At 69.6% G+C, this 18,476-nt stretch carries 15 protein-coding genes and 3 pseudogenes; 9 read left to right on the forward strand and 9 right to left on the reverse strand.

The annotated features are described in order from the left end of the window. The first annotated feature begins 1,285 nt into the window (after nt 1-1,285). Nucleotides 1,286-1,999: a hypothetical protein gene (locus tag A3Q37_RS36970; protein ID WP_141693625.1), complete on the forward strand. Its 714-nt coding sequence runs from the start codon at nt 1,286-1,288 to the stop codon at nt 1,997-1,999. 502 nt (nt 2,000-2,501) lie between these two features. On the opposite strand, the pseudogene A3Q37_RS38105 reads toward A3Q37_RS36970, so the two are convergent. From A3Q37_RS38105 to A3Q37_RS31180, 5 genes and pseudogenes are all read right to left on the reverse strand, one after another. Further along, nucleotides 2,502-2,597: pseudogene (locus A3Q37_RS38105) on the reverse strand (IS5/IS1182 family transposase); the annotation flags it as partial. A 114-nt stretch (nt 2,598-2,711) separates the two neighbouring features. Further along, nucleotides 2,712-2,909 carry a hypothetical protein gene (locus A3Q37_RS36975; RefSeq protein ID WP_141693626.1) on the reverse strand — a complete coding sequence of 66 codons (198 nt, stop codon included), beginning with the start codon at nt 2,907-2,909 and terminating at the stop codon, nt 2,712-2,714. A gap of 16 nt (nt 2,910-2,925) precedes the next feature. Further along, nucleotides 2,926-3,036: pseudogene (locus A3Q37_RS36115) on the reverse strand (IS5/IS1182 family transposase); the annotation flags it as partial. A gap of 179 nt (nt 3,037-3,215) precedes the next feature. After that, nucleotides 3,216-4,342 (reverse strand): annotated as a pseudogene (locus tag A3Q37_RS31175) (IS630 family transposase). Nucleotides 4,343-4,423: 81 nt separating this feature from the next. Then, nucleotides 4,424-5,695 (reverse strand): ABC transporter substrate-binding protein, encoded by a 1,272-nt coding sequence (locus A3Q37_RS31180; RefSeq protein ID WP_065489758.1) that lies wholly within the window; start codon nt 5,693-5,695, stop codon nt 4,424-4,426. A 174-nt stretch (nt 5,696-5,869) separates the two neighbouring features. Between A3Q37_RS31180 and A3Q37_RS31185 the strand changes: the two genes are divergently transcribed. Further along, complete coding sequence (locus A3Q37_RS31185; RefSeq protein ID WP_065489760.1) at nt 5,870-6,316, forward strand: SCO4402 family protein; 447 nt, start codon at nt 5,870-5,872, stop codon at nt 6,314-6,316. A gap of 191 nt (nt 6,317-6,507) precedes the next feature. Continuing rightward, the gene (gene purU, locus A3Q37_RS31190) at nt 6,508-7,404 is read left to right on the forward strand and encodes a formyltetrahydrofolate deformylase (protein WP_065489762.1); all 897 of its coding nucleotides are present in this window, start codon (nt 6,508-6,510) and stop codon (nt 7,402-7,404) included. A 34-nt stretch (nt 7,405-7,438) separates the two neighbouring features. Here purU and A3Q37_RS38115 read toward each other — a convergent pair whose 3' ends face one another. Together A3Q37_RS38115 and A3Q37_RS31205 are read right to left on the reverse strand one after the other, a co-directional pair. Then, a complete protein-coding gene (locus tag A3Q37_RS38115; RefSeq protein ID WP_255311995.1) occupies nt 7,439-9,307 on the reverse strand; it encodes a zf-HC2 domain-containing protein in 1,869 nt (622 codons plus the stop codon). After that, nucleotides 9,304-9,897 carry an RNA polymerase sigma factor gene (locus A3Q37_RS31205; RefSeq protein ID WP_065489767.1) on the reverse strand — a complete coding sequence of 198 codons (594 nt, stop codon included), beginning with the start codon at nt 9,895-9,897 and terminating at the stop codon, nt 9,304-9,306. Before A3Q37_RS31205 ends, A3Q37_RS38115 begins: the two co-directional genes overlap by 4 nt. A gap of 350 nt (nt 9,898-10,247) precedes the next feature. Between A3Q37_RS31205 and A3Q37_RS31210 the strand changes: the two genes are divergently transcribed. Together A3Q37_RS31210 and A3Q37_RS31215 are read left to right on the forward strand one after the other, a co-directional pair. Continuing rightward, nucleotides 10,248-10,622, forward strand: coding sequence for an STAS domain-containing protein (locus A3Q37_RS31210; protein WP_079138069.1), 375 nt, complete (start codon nt 10,248-10,250; stop codon nt 10,620-10,622). 84 nt (nt 10,623-10,706) lie between these two features. Next, on the forward strand, nt 10,707-11,228 hold the full coding sequence (locus tag A3Q37_RS31215) for an EF-hand domain-containing protein (RefSeq protein ID WP_065489772.1): 522 nt from the start codon (nt 10,707-10,709) through the stop codon (nt 11,226-11,228). Between the two features lie 67 nt (nt 11,229-11,295). Here A3Q37_RS31215 and A3Q37_RS31220 read toward each other — a convergent pair whose 3' ends face one another. Then, nucleotides 11,296-12,879, reverse strand: coding sequence for a class I adenylate-forming enzyme family protein (locus tag A3Q37_RS31220; RefSeq protein WP_065489776.1), 1,584 nt, complete (start codon nt 12,877-12,879; stop codon nt 11,296-11,298). A gap of 174 nt (nt 12,880-13,053) precedes the next feature. Between A3Q37_RS31220 and A3Q37_RS31225 the strand changes: the two genes are divergently transcribed. The 4 genes from A3Q37_RS31225 to A3Q37_RS31240 all read left to right on the forward strand — a co-directional run bounded on the left by A3Q37_RS31225 (nt 13,054) and on the right by A3Q37_RS31240 (nt 17,477). Further along, nucleotides 13,054-14,253 (forward strand): amidohydrolase family protein, encoded by a 1,200-nt coding sequence (locus tag A3Q37_RS31225; protein ID WP_065489781.1) that lies wholly within the window; start codon nt 13,054-13,056, stop codon nt 14,251-14,253. Between the two features lie 11 nt (nt 14,254-14,264). Then, nucleotides 14,265-15,422 carry an acyl-CoA dehydrogenase family protein gene (locus A3Q37_RS31230; RefSeq protein ID WP_065489784.1) on the forward strand — a complete coding sequence of 386 codons (1,158 nt, stop codon included), beginning with the start codon at nt 14,265-14,267 and terminating at the stop codon, nt 15,420-15,422. Nucleotides 15,423-15,429: 7 nt separating this feature from the next. Then, nucleotides 15,430-16,563, forward strand: coding sequence for an acyl-CoA dehydrogenase family protein (locus A3Q37_RS31235; protein ID WP_065489786.1), 1,134 nt, complete (start codon nt 15,430-15,432; stop codon nt 16,561-16,563). A 407-nt stretch (nt 16,564-16,970) separates the two neighbouring features. Beyond that, the gene (locus tag A3Q37_RS31240; protein ID WP_065489788.1) at nt 16,971-17,477 is read left to right on the forward strand and encodes an ATP-binding protein; all 507 of its coding nucleotides are present in this window, start codon (nt 16,971-16,973) and stop codon (nt 17,475-17,477) included. Nucleotides 17,478-17,503: 26 nt separating this feature from the next. Here the strand turns inward: A3Q37_RS31240 and A3Q37_RS31245 are convergent, their stop codons facing one another. Next, nucleotides 17,504-18,430 (reverse strand): cyclase family protein, encoded by a 927-nt coding sequence (locus tag A3Q37_RS31245; RefSeq protein WP_065489790.1) that lies wholly within the window; start codon nt 18,428-18,430, stop codon nt 17,504-17,506. Nucleotides 18,431-18,476 lie beyond the last annotated feature (46 nt).

The following is an 18,476-nucleotide window of genomic DNA, read 5'->3' on the forward strand; positions in this document are numbered from 1 at the left end:
TGTGCAGCCGGTTCAAATTGCAAGCATTCCAGTTACCCCGCCTGCGACAATTTGCAGTACTGCGGGTGTGACTTGGAATGACGCTCACGATAGGGTCTGTGTCACTGACAGATCCGGTTACCTGTGGCAGGTTGATCAAGTTTCATCACGCGTGTTCTGAAGGTTCCCGTGAGGAAGCAGGACCGTGCGGGGAGGTTTCGCGTTGTACACGGCCACGGCTCGGCGACGCTCACAACAGTCGGCTGACGAGCAGATCGATATGGGCTTTGAGCTCTCATGCCGTCTCGCTCGGTCGGCAGGAGTGTGCCGTGCGGCATCACGTGCGCGCCTTGATGGCCTGGCAGTGCGGGTTGATCATAGGTATCGCCGCACAGCAGGTGAGCCAAGGCGAATAGAAGTCTGTCACGGCGGCCGGTAGGTAGGTAGGTAGGTAGGTAGGTAGGTAGGTAGGCATGCCGGCCCTATCCTCTACCAGGAAGTTCATCGCGTTGCGGGCCAGCCAACTGGTAGGCGTCCGAGGTGAAGTCATCACCAATCGCGGGCCTGACTCGTCGGTGCCCGGGCGCCCATCCAATATCCAACCGAGGGGCATGGATGCATTAATTACCTACGAAATATCAAGAGTCCGAACGGGGGCTCTGCGCACAGAATTGAAGGGTGGCACAAATGACATGGTATAGCGTTGCGAAAGTTACAATTGCGTTTGAAACTGGCCTCCCGAGTGAGTCCATTTACGCGAACTCGCGGAATCAGGTTGGTGTAATTGTCACCATTTGGCCGGAGGATGAAAACCATAAGTCGATCACCGTCGATCAAGGCCATCTGGCCGCTAACACATGGCTCATTGACTATGTCGATGAGTCCGAACTTAATTGGAAGGGCCAATCGAGCTGGTGTTACACGGATACCGAGGATCCGCATTTCAATAATGTCCCGAACCTCGCAGGAATTTCTAACCGAAGGCAGCCTGTAGTTTCTCATGCCGCAGAAGGGGGAGCGCAGCAGCTAAAATACTACGTATACTGCAGCCCGGGCGTGAGTGGCAAATCAATTGCAGTCAAGGTGANATTTCAATAATGTCCCGAACCTCGCAGGAATTTCTAACCGAAGGCAGCCTGTAGTTTCTCATGCCGCAGAAGGGGGAGCGCAGCAGCTAAAATACTACGTATACTGCAGCCCGGGCGTGAGTGGCAAATCAATTGCAGTCAAGGTGAAATCCGATAGCGGGGAGGTTACCGTCACTTCGCAGAATTCGGGGCAGTCCCTCCAGTCCAAGGTTTCCCTCGTGCCGAAGCAGGCAGTGAATTACGATCTCGGTAATACTGACTGGGTCAAAGAAGACCTGGTGACGCTGAATCAGCATGACACTCGATACGTAACCGTCCTGGGCGGATTCAACTGGTATTTGACTGCAAAGGAAAATGCTGAAGGTCGCGACTTTTGCCACTTTGCGGTGTCCAATACTGTGACTACTAACCAATATGATGGCTTCTACGGGTGGCTGATTCAACCGACGACCATCCATCCCCAGGGGAGTCTTATGCGCAGCGCCTACGTCTGGTACCAGGAGCCGCACGACGTCAAATATCCGGAGAATGGATATGCTGCAAACTCGGGTTCTGCTAACCCTGGCGGAGGGGTAAGTGCCGTAATTCTTAAAATGCCTAACGGGAACAAGTGGTGGGATGCGGCCAAGATCTACGAACGGTCTTCGGATGCCAATAGCCGGTCACTGTGTGTCACTTGTGTGACCGCCCTAACTGGGGGTGATGGCTGGGTGCAGGGTCAGCCTAATCCGCTGCAGAGTGGCACCCCCTTCCATAATGGCCCTGACGCCCATAATTACTACAATCCGAGTATTGTGGCGTATGACCAGTATGGGAATAGCGGCACCTTCTATCTTGATGGATATGAGGCTGTAGGTGTAGGCAAAATGGTGCCATTCGTCGGAGGTAGCGACGTGAAACTCTATACTAGCCCTCCGTCTGCTCCCCACTAATCTCGCCTTTTAGTGAATGGTTCGCCAACTCCTTTGGCGAACCATTCCGCGTCCCCTTTGGATTCATCAACGGCGAGCGGTTCGCGAGGTACACCCTGCTCATCGTGGGACGACACTCCGTTCCGCATCCCGGACCACACTGCTGCCGAGCTGTCACCAGGTCCTCATCGACTCCAACTCCCCGCCTGGTCGTCGTGGCCGACCGGCCGCTGGGAAGGTCGGAGCTTGAGTGTCGGCCCGGCAAGACGGGCGATATAATAGCTGGCCACGGGATCGGTGACGATCTGCACGTTCACGCCGTGGCGCCGGTGCCAGCGGGAATGGTAGGCCTCGGCCGCCGTCCACCTGGTCGCTTGGCGAGAGTACCGCTGAGCAGAAAGAACCCGGGCTCGTGCCCGTGCAGTGTCTTCCGCAGACCCGGGGGATCTGCGGAAGAGCCGCCAGGACTTTCAGGCGGGCGACGCGGCGTTCGACGGCTGCGCGTGCTGAGGCCAGGTCCTGTCTTGCAGGGCCGGTCGCCCTCACAGGGGACGATCAGCATGTAGCTCCACTCCACGAGTGCATGCGGCGAGGCAAGTGCGACAGGATGGATGGCCAACGAGGCCCCGAGTAAAGAGATTGAGACGTCAGATATCTCGATCAACAACCCAGGGTGCCTCGTTTGTTGCGCTTCACGGCCCTGCACCGGATCGGTGCCAATCTCGAAGAAGCGTCAGTGCTCTGAAGTCCCGCCCTCATGGATGCGGATGTCGACCTGAGTAGCGGAACGGTTGCCTGGAGTGTGAGCATGGGCTGCGGTATAGGCGAGCTGAGTGATGGCGGTGACATCGAGGTCGCCGCTGCTGACCGTCTGAGGGACGAAGACATTGACGGCGCCGTTGGTGGGCGTAGCTGTGAGCTGCCCCGCCATCGGCGGGGCCTTAGACCGTGTCCTGCATCCCGCCGCCCTGCGGCCGCACCTTCGACGGCGGGATCAGCGGCTCCGCGATCTCCCACACTCCGTCGGGAACAATCCAACTCCAAGTACCCCGCCCCACGCTGAGCCCAATGACCGCCTCACCACATAGGACACGGTCTAAGGGCGCCGTTGCGCAAGAGCGCGTTCTCGTGCGCGAGGGCGAGTCCGAGGCCGCTGCCTTCGGAGCGAGTGCGGGCGGTGTCAGTCTTGTAGAAGCGGCCTAGTGCTGTGACCGCATAGGTTCGCCGGGTTGGGTGGTCAGGCCGCCTCAGTCGTCAGCTGTCTGCCGCCCCAGCGGATGCCTCGTTCGATGCGGATGCGGATGCGGGCGCGTTCGCGTCGTTGGGCGGCCAGGATCTCGGGATGGCGGGCGTTGTCGTTCTGCCAGCGCAGGTAGGCGTGCAGGGCCCGGGTCTGGACGGTGTGGTTGGGATGGTTCGAGTTGGCCAGGGTGAACTGCCGTAGTGGCCCGAAGTGGGCTTCAATGGGATTGGCCCAGGACGCGTAGGTGGGTGTGAAGCGCAGCTCGACCTTCTGCAGGGCCGCCCACCTGCGGATCTTCCAGTTCAGGTGGGCGGAGAGGTTGTCGAGGATCACGTAGATCAGGGCGCCGTCAGGGCGGGCGGCGCGGATCGTCCGGAGAGCGGCCCAGGTGTGGTCGATGCCCTTGCGGCGCCGGTTGACACCCCACATTTTGTCGTCGCCGACGGAGTAGCAGCCTTGGAAGTAGGTGATGCCGTGGGTGGGCCGGTAGGTGGCAGGCAGCCGGTCGGGGCGGTTTCGCTCGGCCCAGCAGGAGCCGGCGGTGGGGCGAATGCCCAGGGGCCCGAACTCGTCGAAGGCGAACGTGCGGTCCGGACGCTCGTTGACCGCATACTCGATCCGCTCCAGCTTGGTGTCGAATGCCGGGTCTGGGGATTCCTTCCAGGTCTTCGTCCGCTGGAAAGTGATCCCGCGGCGGCCAGTAAGCACCGCAGGGCCTCCCGGCCGATCCGAACGGGCCGGGCCATGTTCCTGCGCAGGTGATCGGCCAGTTTGCGGACCGACCAGCGGGTGAAGGGCTTGCCCAGCGCGGTCGGGCGAGTGGTGGCCGTCTGGATGACGAAGTCCTCGTCGTCACTGCTCAGCAGGCGGGAACGGCCTCCCGCCCGCTGAGGGTTCAGGCATGCGAGCCCGATCTCGTTGAAGCGGTGGATCACGTCACGGACGGTGTCCTCGTCCGCCTGGACCAGCCGCGCGATCACCGGGACCGTGCTGCCGCCGACCGACGCCAGCATCATCGCCCGCCGAAAACGCACCGAGTTCGTACTGCCCCGCCGCACGATCTGCTGGAGCTTCCGCCCCTCTTGCTCCGTCAGCCTCCGGACCCTGACCGGTGACGCCATCCCGCCTCCCCTGCTGGTTGGAAGCACCATCGCTCCCAACCAGCACAACGAGCAACCCGGCGAACCTATGCGGTCACAGCACTAGCTGCGCGGGGCGTCCGTCAGGGCGTCCGCGACGTCCACGAAGCCCTTCCGCTGGGCGGTGAGCCGACCGTCGCGGACCACCTGGAACGTCACCTTCGTGTTGACGATGCGCGGGTAGCTCAGCGTGCCGACGAGGTCCTTGAAGCGCCAGCGGAGCTTCGGCGTCAGACCGCCGGTGTCGACCTCGACGCCGCCGTTGAGGGTGGCCACGACCCGGCCCGGGGTGATGGTCTCGTCGCCGATCGCCCGGACGGCCGCCCGCAGCGCGGTGTACGCGATCCACGTGGTCTGTACGGCGGTGTCGTCCGGGTCGATGCGGTTGTCCCCGAAGGCGTACTTCTCGATCACGTCGCGCATCGGCTGCCAGCGCGTGTTCTTCGCGTCCGGGTACCAGCCGGTGACGTACGCCCCCTCGAAGGGGCTGTTCCGGCCGCCCGTGCGGTTGATGAGCGGCTGACTGACGCTGCCCAGCACGGAGGAGATCCTGACCTGCCCGCCGTCCGGCTCCAGCCGGCGGAAGGAGTCGAAGAACGTCTCCGTACGGGCGCCGAGCACCGCCGTCACACAGCCGCCGGCGGACCGCTCCAGCGCCTGCGCGGCCTGCTCGTCGTAGGACGTGGCGTCCAGGGGGGCCAGGATGTCGGTGGAGGCGGGCCGGTTCGCGGCCAGCAGCCCGTTGTTGAGGAGCGGCGGCATACCGTCGCCGCCGATCGAGTCGGGCCGCACCAGCGAGACCCGCGCGCAGCTGCCGCCCAACTGCCGTCCGTGGCCCGCCAGCAGGGCCGACTGGCCGCCGTTGACCGGGTAGGAGAGGTAGCTGCTGAACTCCTCGGTGGAGGCGCCGTAACCGCCGATGTACGGGACGCCGCCCGCCTCCAGCGCGGGCATGAAGCTCTGCCCGTGGCGGCTGTACGAACCGACGACGGCGGCCACCTTCTTCTCGACGGCCTGCCGCGCGCACCGCTCGGCGCCGATCGAGGTGTCGCCCTCGTCGCAGACGATCACCCGCAGCTCGCGGCCGTCGATGCCGCCGGTGTCGTTGACCCAGCGGGCGTACGTCTGCGCCATCGCGGGCACCCCGGCCATCTTCACCGCGTTGATGTCGTCGGACCGGTCGGGCGCCCAGGTCATGACGGTGACGGGCTCCCCGGAACCCCCCGTGGCTCCAGGGAGCACACCGCAGCCGGACAGCAGGAGCGCCCCCGCCGCCGCCGCGCTGATGACGCCCGGGAAGGGGCGGGGAAAGGTGGGGCGTCGCCGTCCGGTCATGGCAAAGGACCCTTCCGGGCCCGGGGTAACGGCGCGGTGTGCCGTCGTCAACGCTCGGTGACGTCCAGGTGAATTGCGGGGGCCCGTGCGGAGGTGCGGTGAAGGAACGTACGATCGACCACCGTGCAGCAAGGTTCGGAGAACTCTTCCCGTCGCGGCCGTCGCTCCTCCACCATGGGCGGCATGCCGCTCACTGATATGCCGTGGTGGCGCTGGCGCACCAACGTGCGCTCGGCGCTGCACATGCTCTCCGACCCCGTCTTCCACCACGAGTGCTGGCTCGCCGGCCGGGAAGGGTACGGGGACGTCACCGACGCCGTGTACCGCCTGGTCGAGGACACCTGGCTCGACAACTGGTCCGCCGAGAAGTACGTCGGCACCATATTCCGGGACGCCGCCGAGGCCGCCGCCGTGGACGCCGCCGCCCTGCGGGTGCTGCGGATCATGCACCAGGTCGGCGCGGACGCCCCCGTCTCCGCCTATCTGGAGCACCACGGCTGGCCCGAGGCCGTCCAGGCGGCCCGCGAGGCCCATGTGATGCTCGCCACCAACGACGCGGAGGATCCGGACATACCGCCCCGCTCGCTGGATGTCATCCGCATCATGACCAGGGCCGCCTAAGGGCTGTCCCGCAATCCCTGCCGGATCAGCGCGCGGCGTCAGATGCGGTGCATCGCAAGGCGGAGGGACGTCCGCATACTGGTGTATTCGGGCGTCCCGACAACGCGGCGAGGTGCCGTAGCTGTCGTCGTGCGCCCGGCAGGGGTTGCGGGACAGCCCTTAGCGAGCGGCGGGTGTGGCACGCTACGAGGATGACCGCGCCACAGCCCGCCCCCGCCGCCATCCCGGACGCCGCCGCGACCGAGCAGTACGTCCTCACGCTCTCCTGCCCCGACAAACAGGGCATCGTGCACGCCGTGTCGAGCTATCTCTTCATGACCGGCTGCAACATCGAGGACAGCCAGCAGTTCGGGGACCACGACACGGGTCTGTTCTTCATGCGCGTCCACTTCTCGGCGGACGCCACCGTGACCGTGGACAAGCTGCGCGCCAGCTTCGCCGCGATCGGCGAGTCCTTCCGGATGGAGTGGCAGATCCACCGGTCGGACGAGAAGATGCGGGTCGTGCTGATGGTCAGCAAGTTCGGCCACTGCCTCAACGACCTGCTGTTCCGTTCCCGTACCGGCGCACTGCCGGTCGAGATCGCGGCCGTCGTCTCCAACCACACGGACTTCGCCGAGCTCGTCGCCTCGTACGGCATCCCCTTCCGGCACCTCCCGGTGACGAAGGACAACAAGCCGGAGGCCGAGGCGCGGCTGCTGGAGCTGGTCCGCGAGGAGAACGTCGAGCTGGTGGTCCTCGCCCGCTACATGCAGGTCCTCTCCGACGATCTGTGCAAGCAGCTCAGCGGCCGGATCATCAACATCCACCACTCGTTCCTGCCGAGCTTCAAGGGCGCCAAGCCGTACCACCAGGCGCACGCCCGGGGCGTGAAGCTGATCGGCGCGACCGCGCACTACGTCACCGCCGACCTCGACGAGGGCCCGATCATCGAGCAGGAGGTGGAGCGCGTCGGCCATGACGTGACCCCCGACCAGCTGGTGGCCATCGGCCGGGACGTGGAGTGCCAGGCGCTGGCGCGCGCGGTGAAGTGGCACGCGGAGCGGCGCATCCTGCTCAACGGCCGCCGTACGGTGATCTTCGCGTAGCGGCGCCGGCCGGCTGAGGTGTCGGCTCCGGTGCTCAGAGACGGCTGAGCGAGGCCGCCGCGAACAGGACGTCGCGGATGGCCTCGCGGTCGCCCTCCTGGCCCGCCGCCGCTTCCACCGGCGAGATGTGGCCCGCGACGAGCCGGCAGAACTCGACCCCGTCCAGCGCCACCTGCGCCACCGCGCGCTCGGGCGCGCCGACGGCGGCCGGGGAGTCCAGCGCGATGTACCAGTCGCCTCCGCCGTGGCCCTCGATCTCCAGATGGAGCGAGCGGCCCGGCGCCCCGGCCGTGACGAGGTCCTTGGCCGGCCCGGCCAGTCCGGCGACACGGCGGCCCGCGAGGGCGGCCGGAAGCATCCGGGCGGCCAGGTCGATCATCCGGTGCAGATGGGCCGCCGACGGGGCGGGGTACGGGTAGTCGACGGCGTCGGCGATGTCCCCGCCGTGCACCCAGCACTCGAACGCCCGGTCCAGGGCGGCGTCCTGGAGCGGCAGGGCGAACGCGCCGTACGAGACGGACGTCTCGGCGACGTTCCGCCCGGCGAAGGACGCCGTACGGATCAGCTCGTGGCTCTGGGCGCGCCAGGGCTCGCGGACGGCCCGGGTGGGCGGGCGGCGCGTCGCCGACCAGTACGTCTCGGTCCGCTCGGTCGGGTCCAGCGGCGCTCGGCCGCCGTCGAGCGGGTCGTCGAGCCCGAGCGCGGCGGACAGCAGCCCGTCGACGGCCATCAGATGTCCGATCACCCCCGCGACCGTGGTCCGGCGGCTGACCTGGCGCTCCTCCTCGAACCACTGGAGCCGCACCGGGGCGTGCCATTCGGAGTCCCCGATGTCGCGGAGCAGCGCGTCGAGCCGGGCGGTCTCGGCGTCGTACGGGGCGGCCCACTCCGGTACCGGTATCCGGGCCGGGCGGCGGCCGAAGCAGCCGTCCAGCACCCGGGTACGGAGCGTCGGGTCGAGGTCCAGGGAGCCGTCGGTGTGCAGCAGCCCCACCGCGTCCCGCAGCCGCAGCGCCTCGTCGGCGCACGGGGCGCACCCGGTGAGATGGTCCTCCACGGCAGCGGTCTCCTCCGCCGAACAGGCGGACAGCGCCCAGGCACCGAGAAGCGCCTTGAGGACCTGGTGGGGGAGGACGACCGGGTTGGCGGGGCTCACGAGGGAGCCCGGGGGAGCGGCGTCCGGGGCGGCGGTGGCCGCGTCGGGGGCCGCCGGGTCCGGGTCCGGGTCGCGGGCCGGTTCGGGCTCGGGAGCAGCAGGCTCCGGTTCCGGGTCGGGCTCGGGAGCAGCAGGCTCCGGCTCGGGAGCCGATTCGGCGGCGGCAGATTCCGGTTCCGGCCTGGGAGCAGCAGGCTCCGGTTCCGGGTTGGGCTCGGGACCGGTCTCCGCCTCGGCGGCGGCAGGCTCCGGCCCCGACTCGGGACCGGTCTCCGCCTCCGGGGCGGCAGGTTCCGGTTCCGGCTCGGGACCCGGCTCGGGACCGGTCTCCGCCTCGGCAGCAGCACGCTCCGGCTCGGGATCCGCCTCGGCGGCGGCAGGTTCCGGTTCCGGCTCGGGACCCGGCTCGGTCCCGGGCTCGGGAGCAGCACGCCCCGGCTCGGGATCCGCCTCGGCGGCGGCAGATTCCGGCTCGGGCTCGGGACCCGGCACAGGCCCGGCAGCAGCACGCTCCGGTTCCGGTTCCCGCTCCCGGGCATCGCTCCCCGGCGCGTCGCCCGCCCCAGAAACCGGCTGCGACTGTTCCGGTACGGCCTCGTCCGGGGCTGTACCGCCCGGCGGCGGCAGAGGCGGCAGCGGGACGGACGCCAGGTCGAGGTCGTCCGCCGCCCCGCGCGGACCCGGTATCCGCCGGGCGCCGCGCACCTCCTCCTCGCCGCCCTCGCTCTCGCGTCCGTCGCCGCTCACCGGACCCGTCCGTAACCGGGTGGCGCGGACCCTTCGAGCGGGCGGGCGTTGGCCGTGGAGAGCAGCTGGAGCCCCAGCCGCAGCCGGCGGCGCGCCTCGTCCTCGGTGACCCCGAGATCGGCGGCGGTCTGCCGGTAGTCCCGCCGGTGGATGTACGCCAGCTCCAGGGCCTCCCGCAGCGGTACGGGCATCGAGGAGACGATGTAGTCGGCGCGGGCGGACGCCGTGGCGCTGCGCACCCGCCGCTCCAGCTCCTCCGGGTCCGGCACCGCGCCCTCGCCGTGCTCCTCCTCGTACGCGGAGGCCGCCGCGTGGCGCAGCCGCTGGACGGACCGGCGGTGGGTGAGGCGGGCCACCCAGGAGCGCATGGAGCCCTGCTTCGGGTCGTACGCCTCCGGGTTCTCCCAGACCTGGGCGAAGACCTCGCGGGTCACCAGGTCGGCGGCGTCCTCGTCGTCGAGCATCCGGTGCGCCTGGCTGTGGACGAGGGCCGCGAACCGGTCGTAGAGCTCGCCGAGCGCCGCCGCCTCTCCGCGGGCCAGCCTCTGCTGCATCCTGCGGTCCCAGCGGGGCGCCGTGTCCTTCGCCATGAACCCCCCAGCCCCCGGCTCTGTTCTCTGCGTTCTGCCCAGCTCCGTGATGCACCCTGTGCCCGTGTGGACCGAATGTAGTCCGCCCGGTGTGCGGTGCACGCGCCTTTGAAGCAACTCTCTTCCCGGGGTCGTCCCGTGACGCGTGGCCGACGACGGTAGTCGATTTTCGGCCCCGATGCCTCCCCGACCGCTCCGACCAGCGAAAACGGGCCGAACTGCGCCTTTACGCCGGAAACCTCCTGGGCCTTCGTGCGCGTTTCGGTGTTTCATGGGGGTGCGGTTGGGCAGCCGCGAGGAGGAACGGAAACTTCCGCATGGCCGGGAGCCCCGGAACGAGAGGTCCAGTCGTGACGCTCAAGGTGGACGAGGCGGAGCAGGGCTCCTGGGCCGTGCTGCGCATAAGCGGTGAACTCGATCTGGTGACCTCGCCCGTCGTGCGCCAGTCCGTCCACGACGCGGTGGCGGAGGGGCGGCACGACGTGGTGCTCGATCTGTCCGAGGTGTTCTTCTGCGACTCCAGCGGTGTCGGTGTGCTGATCGCCTCGCGCCGGCTGATGAAGTCCTGCGGCGGCCGGCTGCGGCTGATCCTCCCGGCCCGCGGCGCCGAGGACGGTTCGCACGTCAACAAGGTGCTCGGCGCGCTCGGTGTGCGCCGGCTCTTCGAGGTCTACCCCGACGCGCTGTCGGCCACCGACGAGGAGTGCAGGCCGCTGAGCGCCTGAAGCGGGGGCCGCCGATGCGAGGTTGTCACAGAGGAACAGCTTCGTGGTGACACGTGAGCGCTCCCGGCGACGTACGCTCCCCGCATGGACAGCGCAGAGTACGAGCGAAAGATCGCGCACCGCTTCGCCGCCTTCGACCAGGACGGCAACGGCTACATCGATCGCGCCGATTTCAACGCCGCAGCGGCCCGTCTGCTCACCGAGTTCGGTACGACGGCCCGTTGCGACAAGGGGCAGGCGCTCTACACGGGGGCCGAGGCCTTCTGGCAGGGCATGGCGGGGATCGCCGATGTGGACGGGGACCAGCGGGTCACCCGTGAGGAGTTCGCGGGCGGGGCGGTGAAGCGGCTCCGGGACAATCCCGAGCGGTTCGCGGAGATCGCCCGGCCGTTCCTGCGGGCGGTCATCGCGCTCGCGGACGGCGGGAACGACGGCAGAGCCTCCGTCGCGGACGTGGAGCGGGCGCTCCGGGTCCTCGGGGCCAGCGCCGAGATCGCGGGCATCGCCGCCCAGAGCCTGGACACCGACCGGGACGGCAAGGTCGCGGAGAGCGATGTGGTGGCGGCGTTCGCCGTGTACTTCACGGTGATCGAGCCCGACGCGTAGCCGATACCCCCGTTTTTTGTGAGCGGCGTTACGGGGACGGCGCACCCGCCCCCGTAACGCCACGCCTTCACCCCGCGCCGGCCGCTCCGAACCGTTCCCGCAGCTTGTACTTGAGCACCTTGCGCAGCGTCTCGTTACGGGGCAGCTCGTCCAGCACTTCCCACTGCTCCGGCACCTTGTGGACGGAGAGACCCGCGTCCCGCAGGTGGGCCGAGAGCTCGGCCGGTGTCAACGGCGGTGCTCCCGGCGGCTGTTCGATCACCGCGCAGACCCGTTCCCCGCGCTCCTGGTCGGGGAGCCCGATCACCGCCGCGTCGGCCACGCCCGGGTGCGCGTGGAGCAGGTCCTCGATCTCCTTGGCGGAGATGTTCTCGCCCTTGCGGATGATGATGTCCTTCAGCCGCCCGGTGAGCGTGAGATGTCCGCTCTCCCGGAGCCGGCCCAGGTCCCCGGTGATCAGGAACCCCTCGGCGTCGAACGCCGCCGCCGACGCCCCGGCGTCCAGATAGCCCCGGCAGACCGCCTCCCCGCGCAGCCGTACCTCGCCCTCCACGCCGTACGGGAGCGGCTTGCCGTGCTCGTCGGTGATCCGGATCTCCATGCCCTCCGGCGGCCGGCCCTCGGTCAGAGCCAGATGCTCCGGGGTGTCGTCGGGAGCGCCCATGGTGATCATCGGGACCTCGGTCATGCCGTACCCGTGGGTGAGCTGGACCCCCATCTCCCGCACCACCGCGTGGTAGACCTCCGGCGGCTTGGGTGCGCCGCCGCCCGCGAGGAGGCGGAGGGACGGGACGATCGGGCGGCCCGGGGTCTTGCGCTGCTCGGCCAGGAACATCGCGTAGAACGCCGTCGACCCGCCCGCCACCGTCACCCCGTGGCGCCGGTACTCCGCCAGCGCGTCCGGCAGCGCGAACTGCTCGAACATCACCGCCGGGAACCCGTACAGCAGCAGCATCACCGTGTAGTCGGGCCCGGCGACATGGGCGTACGGGAACGCCATCGAGCCCACGTCGTCCGCGTCCAGCTTCAGCGCGTGGGCGAGGCAGGAGCCGCCCGCGATCAGGGAGCGGTCGGTGTGCAGGACGCCCTTGGGGTCGGACGTGGTGCCCGAGGTCCAGTAGATCCAGCGGACCTCCTCGCCGGAGGCCGGTTCCGGCGGGGGCGGCAGAACGGCCGGGTCGCCGTCGGGGAGGGCGTCGTACGCCTCGAAGACGCGCGGCGGGTCCGGGAGTTCGGCGGCGATCCGCTCGGCCATCGCCGTGTGGTCGAAGCCGCGCCACACCCCCGGCACGGCGAAGAACGCCGCCCCCGACTCCCGTAGCGCGAACCGCACTTCGCGGTCCCGGTAGAACGGGATGACCGGGGTCTGTACGGCCCCGAGCCGGGTCAGGGCGAAGGAGAGCAGGGCCGTCTCCAGCCGGGTCGGCAGCTGCCAGGCGACGACGGTCCCCGCCCGCACGCCCATCCCGTACAGCCCGGCCGCGACCCGCTCCGCGCGGTCCCGCAGCTCGCCGAAGGTCAGGACCCGGTCCTCCTGGAGCAGGACCGGGCGGTCGGGGGTGAGGGCGGCGCGGGCCTCGATCAGCTCCCAGAAGGTGCGGGAGGCGCCCAGGGTGCGGGCGAGCGCGGTCACGTCGTTCACGGCGGTCACAGGGATCCCTCCGAACTGACGGCCAGTCAGATATTGCGCAGAGCGTAGGGCTCCGCGCCTTGTCGGTCCAGGGGTGCGGGGCTAGCCTGAAGGTCGCGATCTGATCTGACGGACCATCAGAAAGCGCCCTGAGGGCGGTAAGTCCGCCGGGTGCGCGGAGGGACGGCACACACCATGAAGGACACGGAACTGCCTTGGATCGTCAGCGTCGACGACCATGTGATCGAGCCCGCGCACCTCTTCTCCACCTGGCTCCCCGCGAAGTACCGCGAGCGCGGTCCCCAGCCGCTCACGGCGGGCATCGGGGAGCTGGCGTACACGGGCGGGAAGTACGTCATCACCATGGACCCGGACGGGCCGCCCACCGACTGGTGGATCTACGAGGACCTGAAGTTCCCGTACAAGCGGAACATCGCCGCCGTCGGCTTCGACCGCGACGACATGACCCTGGAGGGCATCACCCGGGCCGAGATGCGGCCCGGCTGCTGGGACCCGGCCGAGCGCCTCAAGGACATGGACCTCAACCATGTCGAGGCGTCCCTCTGCTTCCCGACCTTCCCCCGCTTCTGCGGTCAGACCTTCGCCGAGGCGCACGACAAGGAGGTCGCCCTCGCCTGTGTGCGCGCCTACAACGACTGGATGGTCGAGGAGTGGTGCGGCGACAGCGGCGGCCGGCTGATCCCGCTCTGCATCATCCCGCTCTGGGACATCGACCTCGCGGTCGCCGAGATCAAGCGGAACGCGGCGAGGGGGGTGCGCGCGGTGACCTTCTCCGAGATCCCGACCTATCTCGGGCTGCCCTCCATCCACACCGGCTACTGGGACCCGTTCTTCGCCGTCTGCCAGGAGACCGGCACCGTCGTCAACATGCACATCGGGTCCAGCTCCCAGATGCCCGCCGCATCCCCGGACGCGCCGCCCGCCGTGCAGGCCTCGCTCTCCTTCAACAACGCGATGGCCTCGATGATGGACTTCCTCTTCAGCGGGGTGCTGGTGAGGTTCCCGACGCTGAAACTCGCGTACAGCGAAGGGCAGATGGGGTGGATCCCGTACGCCCTGGAGCGCGCCGACGACGTGTGGGAGGAGCACCGGGCCTGGGGCGGGGTGCGCGATCTGATCCCCGAGCCGCCGTCCACGTACTACTACCGGCAGATGTTCTGCTGCTTCTTCCGCGACAAGCACGGGATCGCGTCCCTGGACGTCGTCGGCCGCGACAACGCCACCTTCGAGACCGACTATCCGCACGTGGACTCGACCTTCCCGCACACCAAGGAGGTCGCCCTCGACCACGTCAAGGGACTGGATGCGGAGACCGTCCACAAACTGATGCGCGGAAACGCGATCCGGATGCTCGGCCTGGACCTGGACCAGTAGGCGGCGGGCTTGTGGATCTCGCGTACACGGAGGCGGAGGAGGAGTTCCGGCGGCGGCTGCGGGAGTGGCTGGCCGACGTCCTCCCTTCCCTTCCCCCGAAGCCCTCGCCCGACGACTGGCCCGCGCGCCGGGCGTACGACACCACCTGGCAGCGGATGCTGTACGACGCCGGATACGCGGGCCTGCACTGGCCGGTGGACGCGGGCGGGCAGGGCGCGACCCCCACCCAGCATCTGATCTTCCTGGAGGAGACGGAGAAGGCGGGAGCCCCCTATGTCGGGGCGAACTTCGTCGGGCTGCTGCACGCCGGGCCGACGATCGCCGCCGAGGGCACGGCCGGACAGCGGGCCCGCTGGCTGCCCCCGGTGCTGCGCGGCGACGAGATCTGGTGCCAGGGGTTCAGCGAGCCGGACGCGGGCTCCGACCTGGCCGCACTGCGCACGCGGGCGGTGCGCGACGGGGACGACTACGTGGTCACCGGGCAGAAGATCTGGACCTCACACGCCGAGGTCGCCGACTGGTGCGAGCTGCTGGTGCGGACCGACCCGGACGCGCCGAAGCACCGGGGGATCAGCTGGCTCGCGATGCCGATGGACGCCCCCGGGATCACGGTCCGGCCGCTGCGGACGCTCGCCGGGTCCACGGAGTTCGCCGAGGTGTTCCTCGACGAGGTCCGGGTGCCGGCCTCTTGTCGCGTCGGGGCCGAGAACGACGGCTGGCGGGTCACCATGGTCACCCTCTCCTTCGAACGCGGCACCGCCTTCGTCGGCGAGGTCGTCGCCTGCCGCCGCACCCTGGACGCGCTCGCCGACGAGGCCCGGCGCAACGGGCGCTGGGACGACCCGGTGCTGCGGCGGCGGCTGGGCCGCCTGAACGCGGAATTCCGGGCCCTGTGGCGGCTCACGCAGGCGAACGTGAGCGAGTCGCAGCGCACGGGCGGGGTCCCCGGCGTCGGCGGCTCGGTCTTCAAGCTGCGCTACTCCGGGGTCCGCCAGGAGCTGTACGAGGCGGCGGCTGAGGTGCTGGGCGCGGCGGACGCCTTCGACCTGGACCGGGACGAGGTCCTGGACCGGCTGTCCTCCCTCTCGTACACCATCGCCGCGGGCACCTCGCAGATTCAGCGGAACATCGTCGCCGAGCGCATCCTCGGCCTGCCGAAGGGGCGCTGAGGCCGCCGTGGACTTCCAGCTCTCGGACGACCAGCGGGCCCTGCGGTCCGGGATGCGCGACCTGCTCGGCGCGGTGTTCGACCGGGACCGGCTGCGGGCGGCGGTGGAGCGGGACGGGGCCCTGGACCGGTCGCTGTGGCGGGAGCTGGGCGCGGCCGGGTTCTTCGCGCTGCGGCTGCCGGAGGAGGCGGGCGGGGTGGGCCTCGGGCTGCCCGAGGCGGTGCTGCTCTTCGAGGAGGCGGGCCGGGCGCTGCTGCCCGGGCCCCTGGTCGCCACGCACCTGGCGGCGGGCCTGGTGAAGGGGGCGGCGGAGGGCGAGGCGGTGGTGACGGCCGTGGACGCGGGCCTGCCGGTGGCGCACCTGGCGGAGGCGGACGCGGTGCTGGTGGGGGCGGAGCCGCTCACGGGGGAGGCGCTGCGGGACTTTGTGGCCGCCGCCCGGCCCGTACGGTCGATGGATCCGCTCACGCCACTGCACCGCGCGCGGGCGGCGACGGGCGCGACGGTGGCGGACGCCACGGAGGCTGGCACGGGGGCGGACACGGGGGCGTCGGGGCGCGTGTCGGCGTCGGAAGGCTCCCGAGCGGCGTCGGAGCGCACGCGGGCGGACACAGAACGTGCCCCGGCCGCGACGGAGCGCACCCCGGCGCACGCCGGGCGGTTCCGCTTCGAGGCCGCGCTGCTCACCGCCGCCGAGCAGCTCGGCAGCGCCGCCCGGACCACCGAGGCGGCCGTCCAACACGCCGGGGACCGCGAGCAGTTCGGATCGCCCATCGGATCGTTCCAGGCGGTCAAACATCTCTGCGCCGACATGCTCGCCCGCACCGAACCGGCCCGCGCCGCCGTGTACGCGGCCGCCGTGACCGGCGACCCGGTGGAGATCGCGGCGGCCAAACTCCTCGCCGACGAGGCCGCCGTACGCAACGCCCGTGACTGCCTCCAGATCCACGGCGGGATGGGCTTCACCTGGGAGGCAGATGTTCACCTCCACCTCAAACGGGCCTGGCTCCGGGCCGCCTCCTGGCTCACCGGGGCCGGGGCGGAGGAACTGCTCGCCGCGGATCTGGGGGCCGTACGGCCGTTTCCGGGCAGCTCGGCGGCGTACGGACGGCCGGTGCCGGAAGCAGGGGGCGGAGGGTGACGCAGCGCATCCGCCCGGTGTCGATACCGGGTTGTGTCCTTTGCGTGATTCGTCACCGGGTGGAGTCGGGGCCCGGCTCGGGTACGCTCCGTGGGATGCGAGTGGTTCTGGAACCGGGCGATCCGGGGGCGGCCTGTGCGGCGGCTCCGGTCCGGAGCGAGGGCGCTCGCCGGAGATGTGCCGGGCCTGCCCGAAGAGCGTTTCTCGCAGTCTCTGCGCGCTCCTGTTCGACTCCCCGCAGCGTGCGTCGCACAGTATGCACCACGCGTACTCCTTCGCGCTGGAATATGCCCGAAGCGCTTGTTGCGGTGACTGTACGTCAACCATGCTGTCGCGTAAGGGAATCACGTTCCGTGACCCTGAGGAGGCGCGAGGCGATGTGTCCGCCGGTTCGGATGGTGTGAGCGGTGCAGGTGCTTCAGGTTCAGCTGGAGGTCGGTCCGGATCCCGCAGAGGTGGGGCGGGCCCGTAGGTGGGCGCGGTCGCGCCTGGTCGGTTCCGGGATAGGGGATGACGAGCCGCTCGCCGAGACGCTCATCCTGCTGATCTCGGAGCTGGTCACCAACGCCGTCGTCCACACGGGGTGTCCCGCCGTGCTGCGGATGCTCTTCGGCGGGGGCGGGGCCTCCGGTGCGGCCGGGACCGTGAGGGTCGAGGTCGCGGACGCCAGCGACTGCCCGCCGCTCCAGCGGCACGCGGCGGGCGAGGACACGGGCGGCCGGGGCCTGGAGCTGGTGGACGGGCTCGCCGACCGCTGGGGCTGGCTGCCGGAGGGCGCGGGGAAGCAGATCTGGTGCGAGGTCGACCGGAGCGGTCCGGTCCGGGCCCCGGAGCCGCCCAAGGTGGTCGTCCAGGGCGGCGCCGGCGAGGTGTGCGAACCGCCTTCGTGCGTCTTCACCGACCATCTGGCCTGAGACCCCCGGGCCCTTCCCCGGGGTGTTCACAGCACCGCGACGGGGGCGACCGGCGACCCGGTGGCCCCGGCGAACGGCTCCGGCGCGGCGGTGAGCAGGAACGCGTACCGGCCCTCCTCCGCACAGGCTGTGGACAGCGCCTCCAGGTTCCAGTTCTGGCCCTGGAGCAGGCCCATCTCGACCAGGTGCAGCGCGTGCACGGGCAGCCACAGGTCCGCGATCTCCGGCGGGAAGATCTCGAAGGTCAGGGTGTCGTTGGCGACGGCCGCCACGTCCCGGGCGTGGAACCACTCGGGCGTGCGCACGGAGAGCCCCGGCGACGGATAGCCGTACGCGTCCCGGTCCCCGGCCAGCGCGAGGCGCACCTGCCCCGTCCGTACGAGCACGATGTCCCCGGCCCGTACGCGTACGCCCCCGAACTCCTCCGCCGCCGCCAGGTCCTCCGGTGTCACGGCGTGATCGCCCGGCAGCCGGTCCACGCCGTGGGCGCGGGCCACGTCCAGCAGCACGCCGCGCGAGACGAGGTGTTCCACAGCGGCGATGGACGAGAACCGGGCGCCGTCGTGGGCGGTGATCGTGTCCGCCGGGCGGCCGTTGTAGATCTTCCCGCTGTGCGAGACATGGGGCAGGGCGTCCCAGTGGGTGGCTGCCTGGAGACCCATCGTGACGGCGTCGTCGCTGGTGGCGACCGTGTCGGGGCCGAAGAGCTCCTGGTTGATCTGGACCATGGTGTGCAGCGGATTGACGCGGCCCGGGATGAGCCCGCTCTGCACGCCGTCCTGCCGGAGCGGCAGCGCGAGCGGTATCCGGCGGCCGGTGCGGACGGTCGCCACCGCCTCCCGTACGACGCCGTCGGTGATCAGGTTGAGCGTCCCGAGTTCGTCGGCCTCTCCCCAGCGGCCCCAGTTGTTCACGCGCTTCGCGATCTCGTGGAACTCGGCCGGCAGGGACATGGGGACCTCCTGGGTCTTGTGCCGGAGTATCTGACTGCCCGTAAAA

The organism is Streptomyces sp. PTY087I2 (assembly GCF_001687325.1).
Lineage (GTDB): Bacteria > Actinomycetota > Actinomycetes > Streptomycetales > Streptomycetaceae > Streptomyces.